The sequence below is a fragment of the Caproicibacterium argilliputei genome (assembly GCF_029211325.2).
GTDB classification, from domain to species: domain Bacteria; phylum Bacillota; class Clostridia; order Oscillospirales; family Acutalibacteraceae; genus Caproicibacterium; species Caproicibacterium argilliputei.
The window spans coordinates 2,278,162-2,293,243 of sequence record NZ_CP135996.1 but is presented as its reverse complement, the minus strand read 5'-3'; the positions used below and the strand labels follow the sequence as shown (position 1 = coordinate 2,293,243).

The window sequence follows — 15,082 nt, the reverse complement described above, 5'->3', positions numbered from 1 at the left end:
AAAGGAGAATGAAAAGGTATGAAGAAGAACAGAATTATTTCTCTGGTTCTGGCTGGTGCATTGGTGCTGGGCAGCATGGGCGGCTGTGGGGAGCAGAAGACAGCGTCTAAATCTGTCAGCACCTCCGGAAAGCTGGATACTTCAAAAGAAGTTGATCTGGTGATGTACGTGATCGGTGACCGTCCGTCAGGGCAGGATGCAGTTGACAAGAATTTTAATGAGCTGATTAAAAAGAAGTTAAACTGTACTTTGAAAATCAACTGGATTCCTTGGGCAAACTACGCAAATAAGTATCCGCTGATTTTTTCTTCCGGCGAGTCATTTGATATGGCGTACAGTGCGACCTGGCTGAATTTCTACTCGATGGCACAAAAGGGCGCATTTATGAATCTGGATGATTTGTGGAAGACCTATGCGCCGAAAAACTATGCCGCGCAAAGCAAGGCGGCCCTGCAGGAAGCGAAGGTTCAGGGACACTATTACTGTGTTCCGACGCTGTTGCCGACATACAGCGCGTATGGCCCGTTGTACCGTACGGACATTATGAAGGGTACAAATTGGAATGGGAAAATGGATTCGTTTGAAGATGTGGAAGCGTACTGCGATATAGTAAAGAAAACACATCCGGAAATGGAGCCGCTGAATATTTATTCGGCCGGTTCTGAATGGGACGACACCTGGATGAAGTCTAAAGGGTATCGCTCTACGACCGGGACGACCAATGATTTTCTGTTTCTTGACCCGACACAAAAGGATCCGAAACTCTTTACTTATTATGAAACACCGAATATCAAGGACTTTCTGAGCATGATGACACGCTGGAACAAAAAGGGCTTCTTCACGAAATCTGCACTCTCTGATACAGACTCCACAAAGTTGCAAAACGGGAAGGCAGCCATGATGACCTATAATTTGGACAACCTCTCGAACTTTGCAGTGCTGCACCCCGAATATGACATGAAGTTCAACAACTTTGACAAGCACGTATTCCATTTACCTTATACACAGGACTGCATGGTGATTTCCAATACTTCGAAAAACCCGGAGCGTGCAATGGCGCTGTGGGACTTGATCACCAGTGACCGTGAAGTGTTTGATGCCTTTATGTACGGCATTAAAGGAAAAACCTATACCCTCAATGATAAAGGGCAGTATAAGATTACAGATAGCAACCAGTATGCCGCTTCTGATATGTGGGCGGCACGCACGAAAGAATTTAATCGTGATGCTGCCGGTACACCGGAGTCCTATACGCAGTGGAAACAGACATTCGAGAAGCAGATTTCTTCCGATAATTCTTCGGAAAAATACGCCGGATTTTCCATTGACACATCAAAAATTGAAACAGAGTATGATGCCTGCGTAAATGTCCAGAAGCAGTACTGGTGGCCGTTGGAATTAGGCTATACCGATGCTTCTTCTGGCTTGGAGCAGTATAAACAGCAGATGCAGGCTGCCGGTATTGAAAAAGTACGGGCGGAACTGCAAAAGCAGCTGGATGCTTATGTGGCCAGCATGAAGTCATAAAGAAGCGTATGAAACAGATTTTTCGTTAATGCCGCGTCATACGGTATAACCGGGCCGGCGGCTTTTGCCGCCAGTCCGGTTTTTGAAATGCTTTTTTGAACTGGAGCAGGCGATGATCAGGAGGTTTTTATGAACATACAATGGTTCCAAACAACCACGGCACAGCCGTTTTTTCAAAGGAATATTTTGCCTTTACAGGAAGAAAGCCCAAACACCCTGCAGCTTACCGGTGCGCGGGGACAAACGCTGCGGGGATTTGGCGGGTGTTTTAATGAGTTGGGGTACTTGGCACTTGCCCACGCAAATGCCGCACAGCGGCAGGCGTGGATGCAGACACTGTTCAGTCCTGCAGAGATGGGGCTTTGTTTTTGCAGGATTCCTATTGGCGCAAGTGATTATGCAGCCGAGTGGTACAGCTGCGATGAAACAGAAGACGACTATGCGCTTCGCCGGTTTTCCATCGCTCGGGACCGTCGGTATTTAATCCCTTATATCCGGGAAGCACAGGCAGTGAATCCGAATTTGCAGTTTTTTGCATCGCCTTGGAGCCCTCCTACTTGGATGAAAAAACCGAAAGCCTATAACTATGGCACGCTGCGCATGGAGCCGAAGGTATTAGCCGCATACGCACACTACCTGCAGCGGTTCGTGCAGGAATATCGGCAAGAGGGCATTCCGATTGTGCAGGTGCATGTACAAAATGAACCGTTTGCCGACCAGAAGTTTCCTTCCTGCCGTTGGAGCGCAGAGGCTTTCCGCGTGTTTATCGGCGAGTATCTGGGTCCTGTTTTTGAGAAAGACCGAGACGGAGCAGATATTTTTTTGGGCACTTTCAATGGGCCGGAGGAAATGACGCTGCTGCCCGGCAACCGGATTCAACTGGAAAACTATAACCGGTATGTGGATTCTATTTTGTTTGACCCGCAAGTACTGCGCTATGTCAAAGGAATTGGCTATCAGTGGGCAGGGCGTACAGTCATTGATAAAACGCATCTGAGCTTTCCGGAGTTAGAGCTGATTCAAACAGAAAATGAATGTGGAGACGGTACAAACAGCTGGGCATATGCACAGTATATGTTTAGCCTGATGTGCCATTACTTTCGCTGCGGCGTTACAGCGTATGTTTATTGGAACTTCATCTTGGAGGCCGGCGGGGAGAGTACTTGGGGTTGGAAGCAAAATTCCATGGCTACGGTGGAGAAAGATGGAACGGTCTTATATCAGCCGGAGTTTTATGTTATGAAGCATTTTGCAAGGTTTGTGCGCCCCGGCGCAGCGGTACTTGGTTTGTCCGGACATTGGAGCAGCGCTGCTACCGCATTTGAAAACCGGGACGGAAGTCGGGTATTGGTTATGCAGAACGCACTGGATCGTGCAGAGCCGGTTACCCTTTGTGACGGTGGCAGAAAGTTGACGGTGGAACTGCAGCCACGTTCATTTCACACATTTGTTGAAACAGAGTAGGTAAGAAGCAGCTTATAGGTTTATGCCATTGCATACCATTTGTCTTTCTGCTACAATTCAGCAAAAAGAAGGGGTACGTTATCCGTGCATATCCTTTGCAGAAGCAATGGCAAATATTACGGGAATGGACGTTTCATGAACAGAATCGGATGGGTATGATTTGTCGCAGCTTTGTGAAAATGCCAAGCCCAAAATTCTTAAGAGCAATTATGGGAAAAACGACATAGGCTATACGCTGAGATGGGTGCCAAGTGATGGAGAAATGCCGGAAAACAGAAAGCGGTACTGTTGTGATGCAGCAAAGATTATAAGATTTCCGCTACTTGCGTAAAATCTGTCGACAGCGGGAGTTCGATCAAACTGAAAAATTGGAGGTTATCAATCGTGGAACAAGTAAAAGGCGTCAATTTAGGAAATTGGCTGGTACTTGAAAAATGGATGAATCCTGCTTTGTTTGCAGGAACCGATGCCGCGGATGAGGATGCGCTTCCGCGGCAGCTGCCGCGGGAAGTTTATGAGGCGCGCATTGCCATTCACCGTTCGGAATATATTACGGAACGGGATTTTCTTACCATTCATTCAATGGGATTAAATACTGTGAGAATTCCAGTTCCGTATTCTATATTCGGCGACTGCCCGCCGTTTCTGGGCTGTGTGCAGGAGCTTGACCATGCGTTTGCGTGGGCAGAGCAATATGATTTAAAAATTCTCATTGACCTGCACACGGTTCCGCACGGGCAAAACGGCTTTGACAATGGCGGTATCAGCGGCGTGTGCAAATGGGCACAGGAACCGGAGAGCGTTCTCTTTGCACTTTCTGTTCTGGAGCGTTTAGCAAATCGTTACGGGCACCGGAAGGGACTCTGGGGAATAGAAATTTTAAATGAACCGGCAATGGGTTCTCTGTTTGAAGCCATGCAAGTGCAGAAGCGCTATCCGCCTGCAGATCCAGAACTGGCGAAGGGCAGTAAAAGTATTCCGCAGACCTTTCTTCGGAAGTTTTATACAGATGCATATCACCGGATGCGCCGCTACCTTCCTACTGAAAAATATGTGGTGTTTCATGATGGCTTTCAGCTGACTGCATGGAAGGATTTCATGCAGGAGAAGGAGTACCAAAATGTTGTCTTGGACACGCACCAGTACCTGATGACGGCAGAAATGATGGGCTGCCCGCAAACCCTGGACGGGTACCTTTCCTATATCCACGAGCATTTTGCAAGGGGAATTGCGGAAATGCAGAACCATTTTCCTGTCATCTGCGGGGAGTGGTGTCTGTTTAATTCCCTTGCCTGCGGCTGTGATACTAAGGGTGGACAGACCGTTTTGAACGGGCAGAAAAACACGCCGCAAAACATTCTGAGCGATGTACAGAAACAGGAAATTTACCGTGCCCTGGCGCAGGCGCAGCTGCAGGCATGGGCGAAAGGTTCCGGCTATTTTTATTGGAGTTATAAGCTTTTGACAGATACGGTAAATACGACCGGTTGGGCTGGCTGGGAAAGCTGGGATTTCGGCAGGTGCGTGGATTTCGGCTGGTTCCCACGGCAGAAAGAAGAGAATCATTGAAAAACCGTCAGCTTTTGTTTGGAGCGGCCTATTACCCGGAATATCTGCCCTATGACCGAGAGGAGCAGGACTTCCAAATGATGCGCCGCGCCGGCATGAATGTCATCCGCATAGCAGAATCCACCTGGAGCACGCTGGAGCCGCAGGACGGTAGATTTTGCTTTTCTTTGCTGGACCGGACGCTGCAGCGCGCGCAGCAGGCCGGTTTGCAGGTGATCCTTGGTACACCGACTTATGCGATTCCACCGTGGCTTGCGAAAAAGCATCCGGAATTTCTGGTGGTAACCGAAAAAGGCCAGGCACATTACGGGCACCGGCAGCTGATGGACCTTGCAAATCCGGATTTCCGCTTTTATGCAGAACGGGTGATTCGCGCTTTGCTGGCACACGCCGCAAAGCACCCTGCGGTGATTGGGTTTCAACTGGACAATGAAACGAAGCATTATCACACGGCTTCTGTGTGGGTGCAGCGTCTTTTTCGCTCGTATCTCATGCAAAAGTTTCACACGCCGCAGCAGTTGAACCGTGCCTTTGGTCTGGCGTATTGGAGCAATGCAATTGAAGACTGGAATGATTTCCCAGATATGCGCGGGTGCGTCAATGCGGGGCTGGCCTGTGAGTTTGACCGGTTTCGGCGCAGTTTGGCGGCGGATTATTTAAAATGGCAGGCAGAGTTGGTAAATGCGTACAAACGCCCGGCACAGTTTATTGTCCATAACTTTGATTTTGAGTGGAAGACGTTTGGTACACCTCCCGCACCGGACGGGTATTCTTATGGGGTGCAGCCGGATATCAACCACTTGGAGGCAAGCGCGGCACTGACCGTTTGCGGCGCTGATATTTACCATCCAACCCAAGACAAGCTGACTGGTGCGGAAATTGCGTTTTGCGGAGATTCTACCCGTTGCCTGAAGCAGAAAAACTATCTTGTCTGTGAAACACAGGCGCAGGCATTTCCGGCGTGGACGCCGTATCCCGGGCAGCTGCGCCTGCAGGCATACAGCCATTTGGCCACCGGCGCAAATGGAATGCTGTACTGGCACTGGGGAACCACTTATAACGGCGTTGAAACGTACTGGCGCGGTTTGCTGGGGCAGGACTATGCGGAAAACCCGCCGTATCGGGAAGCGTGTGTCATTGGGCGGGAATGGGAGCATCTTGGCGACAAACTGTATGGGCTGCAGAAAAATAATCGGATTGCTTTGGTGGTGGATACGCTTTCCCTTCATGCGCTGCGTTGGTTTCCAACCGGGAAGGAACTTTCCTATAACGATGTGGTTCGCTGGATGTATGATGCTTTGTACACAGAGAACATGGAATGTGATGTTGTGGATATACACGGACTGGATTTCAGCCGCTATCACATGCTGGTGGTGCCGGCGCTGTATTGCGCCAGTGAAGAAACGCTTGAAAAATTAGACCAGTTTGTAAATGCGGGTGGAGTTCTGGTCAGCTCGTTTCGTTCCTTTGTGGCGGACGAGCAGCTTTCGGTTTGGGCGGATACACCGCCGCACCGTTTGGCGCGCTGTTTTGGAATGCACTACTGCCAGTATACGCTGCCGCACAACGTGACCCTGCAGGGGGAGCCGGTTTTAGACTGGATGGAGCTTTTGGTACCGGACAGCGCGGAAACAGTGGCGCAGTACACACATCCGGTGTGGGGTGCTTACGCAGGCATTACACGGGCCAAATACGGAACGGGGACAGCTTATTATATCGGCTGTCATACAACAGAAAAACTTTTAAAGTCAGTCTTTGCGCAAGCAGCAGAGGATGCAGGTCTGACAGCGGAAATTCCGCAGACTTCTTTTCCGGTTATTCTGCGCAGCGGCAGCACAGCAGGAGGAGAGCGCTGGCACTATTTGCTGCATTACAGCAGGCAAAGTCGACAGTGGTGCTGCGCTTACCCACGGGTAAAAGATTTGCTGACCAATCAGGTGTTTTGCCGTGGGGAAACGGTCCCTTTGGCGGCTTGGGATGTGCGGATTTTGCAGGACGTTCCGGAGCAAAATTCCTAAATGCATCTGCTCTGTCAACGGTTTTGTACGGCACCTTTATTCGCCTGTAGGGTCTGAAGGGTTCCTCTTTTCTGTTTTTGGTTTTGGTTCGATACAATCGATTCAAGAAAGGCATTTGTACAGTCAGACTGCACAGATGCCTTTCTTTTTGACGGGATGGATGTAGGGGATGCTCCGGTCTAAGACGTTTTTCACAAACGGGCTGAACCCGCCATAACAGCACTTGCTGATGAGAATCAGTTCGTCACATTGGGAAAGTCCCCATATCGCCATACTTGTCGCGAATCACGCACTGCGCCGGGGTTTTGATCCAGCACCCAAAGCAACCGGTGCAATGGTGTATGGTACGGTCATCTCCGATTACCCGCATCTCGGTACGGGGTAGCAAAATCTTTTAAAGCTGTTCCTTTGTTAAGTCATGAACAAGTAGTCGCATGGTTTCCCTCCTTGATTCTTTGCAGAAAAGATGCATATGCAAATTGGATTTTCGCGGAAACAATTTCACGAGAAAAATATACAGCATCTGCCGCAATTATGCAGGCAATGCCATGGGTGTAGAGCATCATATGGGTATACAGTTTTTCTGCATCCGATGTGGAAAGGCCGAGTGTCGCTGAGATATCCTGTGTAACGTCTGTTCTTGCATACATCCGGTAGAAGTCTTCGATACTGCTGGCTTTGAGGTAAGGAGATTGGAAAAGGAAGCAAAACAAAAACTTTTCGTCCCGCGCAAAGCTGATATGGCAGTTCTCGATGGACGCAAAGTATTTCCTTCGGTCTGCATGGGCATCCACATAGCGGTCAAGATACTTTTCCCATGCAAAAACAACTGCTGCGTCAATCCTTGCATACTGCCGAAGCAGCTGTAAATCGGTTGTACCGAACAATTCATTCTTTTAGCAATGTTTCTGGCATTGATTTTTAGTTTGGGCATAAGGACCCTCCTTTCTATTATTACAACAGTTATATAACATATGTAATGATAAGAAAGTGTATGTTGTCAACAGCTGCCGCCGGTAAACAGGAAAAGGGAGTGCAGAATAGCACAGCCGTATTGCTTGCAGGACAATTCAGATTGCAAATGCAAAGCGCGTACAGGAGATTTTCACCTGTACGCGCTTTGCGGTATAAACGAGTGCCGGATGCTCCTAGCACGGAAGGAGCACACTTTTGCAGACAGCAAACGTTTTCCTAATTTTCAATTGCAAAGTGTTGTCTGAAAACATATACTATATTTCATATAAGTCTTATATAACATATATGATTAAATTGGCTGGCGTTCCGACTGAAACGGTTTAGGAGAAACGCCTTGTGCAGAAAAAGTGACACTGGGGGGATTTGACCGTGGGCAATCGAAAGCTGCTCCATACCAGAACCATTGCGTGCGGGCTGTTGGCGGCAGGACTGCTGAACCTTTTTGCCGGCTGCGGCAGCCGCGCGCAGCAGGCATCCTTAAGCGGTTCCGCAGCGGTTTCCATCGTGAATGTTTCTTACGATGCGACACGAGAATTTTATGAAGAGTACAATGCGCTGTTCCAAACCTACTGGGCGAAAAAGACAGGGCAAAACGTGGAGGTTACCCAGTCACACGGCGGTTCAGGAAAGCAGGCGCGCTCCGTTCTGGCGGGGAATGAGGCAGACGTTGTAACGCTGGCGCTGGAAAGTGACGTGGATGAACTGCAGAAAGCCGGTTTGACGGCGGATGGGTGGATTCATCAGCTGCCCAGTGACAGTGCGCCTTATACCTCCACCATTGTGTTTTTGGTTCGTAAGGGAAACCCCAAAAACATCAAAGACTGGAATGACGTGGTCAAATCCGGCAGGCAGGTCATTACGCCGAACCCGAAAAGTTCAGGAGGAGCCAAGTGGAATTTTCTGGCTGCCTGGGCATATGCGGACCGGCTGTACGGCGGAGAGGAATCCAAGGATCTGGCGTTCATGAAAGCTTTGTACAGAAACGTTTCCGTGCTGGATTCCGGCTCCCGCGGGGCGGCTGCGACCTTTGTGGAAAACGGACAGGGGGATGTTCTGCTGACCTGGGAAAATGAGGCTTTCCTTGCCATGCGCGAGCATCCGGGCGCGTTTGAAGTGGTGACGCCGTCTGTCAGCATTTTGGCACAGCCGTCGGTGGCGGTTGTGCATACATACGCCAAGAAGCACGGCACCGAGAAAGTGGCAAAAGCGTATCTGCAATATCTGTATTCGGATGAAGCACAGCGGTTGGAAGCTCAAAACGGCTATCGGCCGACAAACAAAAAGATCCTGCAGGAGTTTCGCCGGAACTTTGATTTAAAGGTTCAGCTGGTAACCATTGCGGATGCGTTCGGAGGCTGGAGCAAGGCAGATCAAAAATTCTTTGCGGATGGCGCTGTCTTCGATCAAATTTATGAGAAGTAACCGCACTGCCGAACCATCATTTTGAGGAGGAAAAATCATGCCAGCGTTCAAAAAAGCAGCTCAAAACCGGGTGATTCCGGGATTCGGCCTTTCCATGGGGATTACCGTTTCCATGCTGAGTCTGGTTGTATTGATTCCCCTATTTTCCATCGTTGTGTATCTTTCCGGCTGCTCTTTTTCTGCTTTTTGGCAGGCGGTTACTGATGCAAAAACAGTCGCCGCGTATCGGGTAAGCCTGACTTGCTCCGCGGCTGCGGCTGCTGTGAATGCGGTTATGGGAACGCTGCTGGCATGGGCGTTTACCCGCTACCGGTTTCCGTTTTGCCGCCTGCTCAATGGAATGATAGAACTTCCTTTCGCACTGCCCACTTCCGTTGCGGGGATTTCTTTAACGGCTATGTATTCTGAAAAAGGGTGGGTTGGCAGCTGGCTCAGCCAGTTTGGCATCAAGATTTCTTATACCACGGCCGGTATCACCATGGCGATGATTTTTATTGGGATGCCCTTTGTTGTTCGCTCCATTCAGCCGGTTTTGGAAAAGCTGAATCCGCAGTATGAGGAGGCGGCTTTGACTATGGGGGCCAGCCGGACACGGATTTTTTTCAAGATTCTGCTGCCCGAACTGCTGCCTGCCATTTTAACCGGCTTTGGTCTGGCTTTTTCCCGTGGTCTGGGCGAGTACGGAAGCGTTGTTTTTATTGCGGGCAATATTCCTTACCAGACGCAGACTGTACCGCTGCTGATTATGAATCAACTGGAGCAGTTTAACGATGCGGGGGCAACCTCGATTGCGCTGGTCATGATTCTGTTTGCATTTCTGCTTCTTCTCGGCATGAACTTCATCCAAGCCCGGGTCAGCCGAATCGCGAGGGGGTAAAAACACATGAAACAAAAAGTGGTGAAATGGGTCATGATTGCAGTGGCCGCGGCTTTTTTAACGGTCATGCTGGTGCTGCCTTTCATTACGGTGTGCACCTATGCGCTGAGTCAGGGCTGGCGCGTGTTTTGGGCGGCGGTTACGGATGTGTATGCACAAAAAGCACTTCGTCTGACGCTGCTGGCAACGGCCATTGCCGTGGCGGTTAATACCGTTTTCGGCGTGTTTGCGGCGTGGGCGGTCGGAAACTTCCGGTTTCGCGGGCGGCAGGTGCTGGCGGCGCTGATGGATATTCCCTTTTCGATTTCTCCGGTCATTGTTGGGCTGATGTTCCTTTTGATCTTCGGGAGAAACGGGTGGGCGCACCCGCTGCTGGATCATTGGAATGTGCAGGTGGTGTTTGCGGTTCCGGGCATTGTGCTGGTCACCGTTTTTGTGACGTTCCCGTTTGTTTCAAGGGAGCTGATACCGGTGATGCAGACACGCGGACATGAAGAGGAAGAGGCGGCGGCTCTGATGGGTGCCAAGGGATTCACCATATTCCGAAAGGTTACGCTGCCGCATATCAAATGGGCACTGTTGTATGGAGTAATCCTCTGCACAGCCCGCAGCTTGGGGGAGTTTGGCGCGGTGTCGGTGGTGTCGGGCCATCTGCAGGGAAAGACCGACACATTGCCGCTGCACATTGAGGCCCTGTTCAATGCGTTTCATCTGTCCGCTGCCTTTGCGGTTTCCACCATTTTAATGTGCATGGCGTTCGTGATTTTGGTTTTGCGCAGCCTGGTGGAATATCGCTTGGAGAAAGAAGAGAGGTAATAAGTATGGATGTCGAGCTGAAAAACATCAACAAAAGATTCGGTTCCTATCAGGCGGCGGATGCTGTCAGCTTTTCAATTCCCAAGGGAGAGCTTGTTGGGCTGCTGGGCCCTTCCGGCAGTGGAAAGACAACGATCCTGCGGATGATTGCCGGACTGGAAACGCCGGACAGCGGCAGCATTTTTATTCACGGAAAAAAAGTCAATGACTTGCCCGCCGGTGGAAGAGGCATCGGCTTTGTGTTTCAGAGTTACGCACTTTTCCGGTATAGGACGGTTTATCAGAATATTGCGTTTGGGCTGGAAGTGCAGAAGCGGGAAAAAGCGTTTATCAAAAAGCGGGTTGACGAACTGATTCATTTAATTGGTCTGGAGGGTTTGGAAAACCGGCGGCCGTATCAGCTTTCAGGCGGACAGTGCCAGCGGGTCGCATTTGCCCGTGCGCTGGCGCCCAATCCGCAGCTGCTGCTGTTGGATGAACCGTTTGCAGCCATTGACGCGAAGGTTCGTAAAGAACTGCGCCTTTGGTTGAAGCAGACCATCCATCGCGTGGGCGTCACCAGTATTTTTGTGACGCACGATCAGGAAGAAGCGGTTGAGGTGGCGGATGAAATCATTATTATGAATCAAGGCAGGATTGAGCAGATGGGAACACCGCTTGACATTTATAAGAATCCTGCCACGCCGTTTGCCGCCCGGTTTATCGGCGAGCCAATTGTCCTCTGCGAGTACGGACAGCTGCATGGGTTTGCCACTGTACCGGAGTACGCGCACGCGGTGCTGCGTCCGGAATTTGTGCGTGTGACCAAACTGGAGCAGGAGCTTTATCCCAATGCCGCCGAGCACGCTGTGGTCGAAGAAGTGCTTTTCCGCGGAAGTGTGTTGGAACTGCGGCTCCAGCTGGGCGAAATCCGCTTTTCGGCTTATCGCCAGCTGGAAGATGAGACAGTCGCGGTCGGGGAAACTGTCAGCGTGCTGATTTACCGCTTATACCTTTATAATGAGCAGCAGGTGCAGCTGGTCGAAAACACCTCTTTAAAAACGGAGCAGACTTTCGTCATTTAAAAAAGTGCCAAGGAGACGTTGGCACTTTTTGAAAACGAAACGGCACCCCTCTCGCTTCCGGCGGCTCAGACAACAACCTCTTTCTGCGAAATTGGGTCGCAGCACTGCTGAACGACGCTTTTTCGAATCATTAAGCTGCTTGGCAGAAACGTGCGCAGTGGAAGCGTGTGCTTCTTTTCAATGCGGTCAATCAGCGTTTTCACAGCCAGACGCCCCATTTCCGACGCGGGCATACTGACGGTTGTCAGCATCGGAGATGCATAGCCGGAAAGGTCGATGTTGTCTAAGCTGATGATTGAAAGCTGTTCCGGCACTTTGATCTTTGCTGCTGCAAAGCGGTGCAAAGCGGCGATGGCGGTTACATCCGCCGCGCAGAAGACTGCAGTCGGCAGGTGCCCGTGCTTTAAAAGCTGATTGGCACCCAAATAACCGCCCGCTGCGTTTTGTGGGCAGTCGCAGATCCATTGGGGAGAAACTTCCAGCCCGCTTTCCTGCAGCATATCCAAATACGCGCAGTAGCGAACTTCGTGATGTGTTTCACCGATATAACCGATTTTTCGATGCCCGCAGTGCAGCAGGTAGGCAATGGCGGTCTGCGCGGCTTCGTAGCCGTCACAGAGAATCTGGTCGCACTTTACGGGAATGGCGCTGCGCCCCACGTAGACGAAGTTTTTATACTGGTGCTCCAGAAATCGGATGGAGTCGCTTCTGAATCGCCCGAGCACGATGGCGCCGTCCGTTTTTGTATGCCGGATTTTTTCAGGAACGGAGTCCTGCACATCTAGCAGGGAGTAGGAAAGCCGTACCGGGAAGCCGTATGCCAGAGCCTGCTGCTCAATGGTGCGGGCAAGCTGCTCGAAAAAAGGGTTTTCCTCCAAACATTCGCTTCTGCCCAAGATGCAGGCAATGGAGCCTGCGGGGGCAGACACGGCGGGAAGCTTTCCGCACTTCAGGGCGCGGGCGTGCAGGTTGGGTGTGTAGCCAGTTTCCTTGATGATTTTCCAAACCTGGTCGCGCACTTCTTTGCGGGCGAAGCTGTTGTCAGGAGAATTGATAATTCGCGAAACAGTGGAAACGGATACGCCGGCCAAAGATGCGATTTCTTTCAGTGTCAAGTGACTCCCTCCTGTCAATGGGTGTGCAGCGATTACAAAGTATATATATTTTATATGTTTTATATGATTTATATCATACGCCTTTCCCATGCAGGACTTCAAGTGAAAATACAGAAAACGTTTGCGTTGTTTTTTGGCAGGTGTGCACAGGTGTGTGTAACGTTTGCGGAAATTTCGCTGGTGTTTTTCTCTGCCGGTGTCTATAATATTCTATATCATATATGATTACTATGTAAAGAAGGTGATGACATGGATTTGGCTGTGAAATGGATGGATACGGACTTTTTAATTGTGGGCGGCGGCGCGGCAGGATGCTACGCCGCGTTAACCTTTTGTAAGCATACAAAAGGCCGTGTCCTTCTTGCGGAAAAAGCGAATATCCAGCGCAGCGGCTGTTTGGCGGCAGGTGTCAATGCATTGAACGCTTATATCACTGCGGGCAAGACACCGCAGGATTACGTTGACTATGCAAGGCAGGACGCGGAGGGAATTGTACGCGGGGATTTGCTGCGCACCATGGCAGAGGGTTTGAATCGCACCGTCAGCACACTGGAATCCCTCGGACTGACCATCCTCAAAGACCGGAACGGGAAGTATGTGGCACGCGGTACCCGCAACATTAAAATAAACGGGGAAAACATCAAACCCCTTTTGGCGCGGGCGGTGGCGGCACAAACACAGGTTACGGTGCTCAATGAGGTCAATGTGTTTGACTATATTGTGAAAGACGGCAGGGTGTGGGGTGCCTATGCGGTGGGAGTCAAAGAGCCGGTTTTGTATGTGCTGTCTGCCAAAGCAGTGCTGTGTGCTACGGGCGGCGCTTCCGGTCTTTACCGACCGAACCATCCCGGATTTTCCCGACACAAAATGTGGTACCCGCCGTTTAATACCGGCGCGGGGTATGCCATGGGCATTCGTGCCGGTGCGGAAATGACAACGCTGGAAATGCGCTTTATTGCACTGCGCGTAAAGGATACCATCGCTCCGACCGGCACACTGGCACAGGGCGTGGGCGCTAAACAGATCAATGCACTTGGAGAAGTTTACGAGCAGCACTACGGGCTTACCACTTCCCAGCGGGTTTACGGTACGGTGCAGGAAAACCTTGCGGGACGAGGCCCCTGCTGCCTGCGCACGGAGGGAATTTCCGCACAGCAGGATTTGGATCTGCAGAAAGCATACCTGAACATGGCACCCGGTCAGACCCTGCGCTGGCTGGAAAGCGGGCAGACGCCGCGTTTGCGCAATGTGGAAATTGAAGGTACGGAGCCTTACATTGTTGGCGGGCATACCGCCAGCGGTTACTGGGTGGACACCGACCGGCAGACCACTTTAAGAGGTCTGTTCGCGGCGGGAGATGTGGCAGGCGGATGTCCGCAGAAATATGTAACGGGTGCTTTTGCGGAGGGGGAAATTTCCGCAAAAGCGGCGGCGGCTTCTTTGACCGAGCCGCAAGTTTTGCCGGACGCACAGGAGGTGCAGGCGAAAAAGGACTGGATTGCCTCCTTGTTTGATTCGCGCGGCGCATCAGCGGAAACCGATGCGCTGGAGGAAGCCATGCAGGCAGTGATGGACGAATATGCCGGCGGTATTCAAACACAGTATCGCTTTTCGGAAGCGTCCCTGCAAACCGCAGACAAGCGGATTGGCGAGCTGCAGCAGAGGGCAAAAGGGCTGAAAGCCGCCGAACCGCAGGAGGTCGTTTATATTTTGGAACTACTGGACCGCCTGACGCTCTGCCGCGCCGTGATTGCGCATTTAAGGGCGCGGCGCGAAACGCGGTGGCACAGCTTTGCCGAGTATACGGACTATCCGCAGCAAGACCCTGCGTGGGATCTTTATGTGAATTCACGCATGAAAAACGGAAAGCTGGAGATGGTTTTCAGACCACTGGTGAAGGAGCAGGATAGATATGAGCATTTCCATTAACCAGAAACGCTGTATCGGATGCGGCCGGTGCTGCAGGGTGTGCCCCGGAAGCCTGCTGCGTCTGAATGAGGCGGGCAAAGCGTTCCTTCCGCATCCGGAGCGGTGCTGGGGCTGCACGTGCTGCATCAAAGAATGTCCCACGCAGGCGGCGGCGCTGTATCTGGGCGAAGACATGGGCGGCCTGGGCGGAAAGATGACCGTCCGCAGAGAGGGTACCCGGCTTCACTGGATGGTGTCTATGCCTGACGGAAGTACAAAAACCATTGTGGTGGACAGCCGCAATGCAAATCAATATTAGGAGTGATT

At 51.1% G+C, this 15,082-nt stretch carries 13 protein-coding genes; 10 read left to right on the top strand and 3 right to left on the bottom strand.

Annotated features, from left to right (window positions below; genetic code table 11):
• Positions 1-18: 18 nt before the first annotated feature.
• The 4 genes from PXC00_RS11020 (at position 19) to PXC00_RS11005 (ending at position 6,578) form a co-directional block, all read left to right on the top strand.
• Positions 19-1,527, top strand: a complete 1,509-nt coding sequence (locus PXC00_RS11020; protein WP_275845155.1) for an ABC transporter substrate-binding protein — start codon at positions 19-21, stop codon at positions 1,525-1,527.
• 129 nt (positions 1,528-1,656) lie between these two features.
• Positions 1,657-2,991 carry a glycoside hydrolase family 30 protein gene (locus tag PXC00_RS11015; RefSeq protein WP_275845154.1) on the top strand — a complete coding sequence of 445 codons (1,335 nt, stop codon included), beginning with the start codon at positions 1,657-1,659 and terminating at the stop codon, positions 2,989-2,991.
• A gap of 384 nt (positions 2,992-3,375) precedes the next feature.
• The gene (locus PXC00_RS11010; RefSeq protein ID WP_407654271.1) at positions 3,376-4,560 is read left to right on the top strand and encodes a glycoside hydrolase family 5 protein; all 1,185 of its coding nucleotides are present in this window, start codon (positions 3,376-3,378) and stop codon (positions 4,558-4,560) included.
• Positions 4,557-6,578, top strand: a complete 2,022-nt coding sequence (locus PXC00_RS11005) for a beta-galactosidase (RefSeq protein ID WP_316934962.1) — start codon at positions 4,557-4,559, stop codon at positions 6,576-6,578. Before PXC00_RS11010 ends, PXC00_RS11005 begins: the two co-directional genes overlap by 4 nt.
• A 123-nt stretch (positions 6,579-6,701) precedes the next feature.
• Here the strand turns inward: PXC00_RS11005 and PXC00_RS14165 are convergent, their stop codons facing one another.
• Together PXC00_RS14165 and PXC00_RS10995 are read right to left on the bottom strand one after the other, a co-directional pair.
• Entirely contained in the window at positions 6,702-6,851 is a 150-nt protein-coding gene (locus tag PXC00_RS14165; protein ID WP_407654270.1) for a hypothetical protein, read from the bottom strand.
• 143 nt (positions 6,852-6,994) lie between these two features.
• Positions 6,995-7,465 (bottom strand): hypothetical protein, encoded by a 471-nt coding sequence (locus tag PXC00_RS10995; RefSeq protein WP_275845152.1) that lies wholly within the window; start codon positions 7,463-7,465, stop codon positions 6,995-6,997.
• A 457-nt stretch (positions 7,466-7,922) separates the two neighbouring features.
• Here PXC00_RS10995 and PXC00_RS10990 point away from each other — a divergent pair, with 457 nt between their 5' ends.
• The 4 genes from PXC00_RS10990 to PXC00_RS10975 are packed head-to-tail and all read left to right on the top strand — an operon-like array spanning position 7,923 to position 11,732.
• Positions 7,923-8,975, top strand: a complete 1,053-nt coding sequence (locus PXC00_RS10990; RefSeq protein ID WP_275845151.1) for a sulfate ABC transporter substrate-binding protein — start codon at positions 7,923-7,925, stop codon at positions 8,973-8,975.
• 37 nt (positions 8,976-9,012) lie between these two features.
• Positions 9,013-9,852, top strand: coding sequence for a sulfate ABC transporter permease subunit CysT (cysT, locus tag PXC00_RS10985; protein ID WP_275845150.1), 840 nt, complete (start codon positions 9,013-9,015; stop codon positions 9,850-9,852).
• 6 nt (positions 9,853-9,858) lie between these two features.
• On the top strand, positions 9,859-10,668 hold the full coding sequence (gene cysW, locus PXC00_RS10980) for a sulfate ABC transporter permease subunit CysW (RefSeq protein WP_275845149.1): 810 nt from the start codon (positions 9,859-9,861) through the stop codon (positions 10,666-10,668).
• Between the two features lie 5 nt (positions 10,669-10,673).
• Positions 10,674-11,732, top strand: a complete 1,059-nt coding sequence (locus tag PXC00_RS10975) for a sulfate/molybdate ABC transporter ATP-binding protein (RefSeq protein WP_275845148.1) — start codon at positions 10,674-10,676, stop codon at positions 11,730-11,732.
• A 65-nt stretch (positions 11,733-11,797) separates the two neighbouring features.
• Here PXC00_RS10975 and PXC00_RS10970 read toward each other — a convergent pair whose 3' ends face one another.
• Entirely contained in the window at positions 11,798-12,847 is a 1,050-nt protein-coding gene (locus PXC00_RS10970) for a LacI family DNA-binding transcriptional regulator (RefSeq protein WP_275845147.1), read from the bottom strand.
• Between the two features lie 249 nt (positions 12,848-13,096).
• Between PXC00_RS10970 and PXC00_RS10965 the strand changes: the two genes are divergently transcribed.
• Both PXC00_RS10965 and PXC00_RS10960 read left to right on the top strand, forming a co-directional pair.
• Complete coding sequence (locus PXC00_RS10965) at positions 13,097-14,776, top strand: adenylyl-sulfate reductase subunit alpha (protein ID WP_275845146.1); 1,680 nt, start codon at positions 13,097-13,099, stop codon at positions 14,774-14,776.
• Positions 14,760-15,074, top strand: a complete 315-nt coding sequence (locus tag PXC00_RS10960; protein WP_275845145.1) for a 4Fe-4S dicluster domain-containing protein — start codon at positions 14,760-14,762, stop codon at positions 15,072-15,074. Before PXC00_RS10965 ends, PXC00_RS10960 begins: the two co-directional genes overlap by 17 nt.
• The last annotated feature ends 8 nt before the right edge of the window (positions 15,075-15,082 follow it).

What these genes read in the sequence shown, in the direction of transcription:
- PXC00_RS11020 (WP_275845155.1), top strand. Translation starts at nt 19, where the DNA reads ATGAAGAAGAACAGAATTATTTCTCTGGTTCTGGCTGGTGCATTGGTG.
- PXC00_RS11015 (WP_275845154.1), top strand. Translation starts at nt 1,657, where the DNA reads ATGAACATACAATGGTTCCAAACAACCACGGCACAGCCGTTTTTTCAA.
- PXC00_RS14165 (WP_407654270.1), bottom strand. Translation starts at nt 6,851, where the DNA reads ATGGCGATATGGGGACTTTCCCAATGTGACGAACTGATTCTCATCAGC.
- cysT (WP_275845150.1), top strand. Translation starts at nt 9,013, where the DNA reads ATGCCAGCGTTCAAAAAAGCAGCTCAAAACCGGGTGATTCCGGGATTC.
- cysW (WP_275845149.1), top strand. Translation starts at nt 9,859, where the DNA reads ATGAAACAAAAAGTGGTGAAATGGGTCATGATTGCAGTGGCCGCGGCT.
- PXC00_RS10975 (WP_275845148.1), top strand. Translation starts at nt 10,674, where the DNA reads ATGGATGTCGAGCTGAAAAACATCAACAAAAGATTCGGTTCCTATCAG.
- PXC00_RS10965 (WP_275845146.1), top strand. Translation starts at nt 13,097, where the DNA reads ATGGATTTGGCTGTGAAATGGATGGATACGGACTTTTTAATTGTGGGC.
- PXC00_RS10960 (WP_275845145.1), top strand. Translation starts at nt 14,760, where the DNA reads ATGAGCATTTCCATTAACCAGAAACGCTGTATCGGATGCGGCCGGTGC.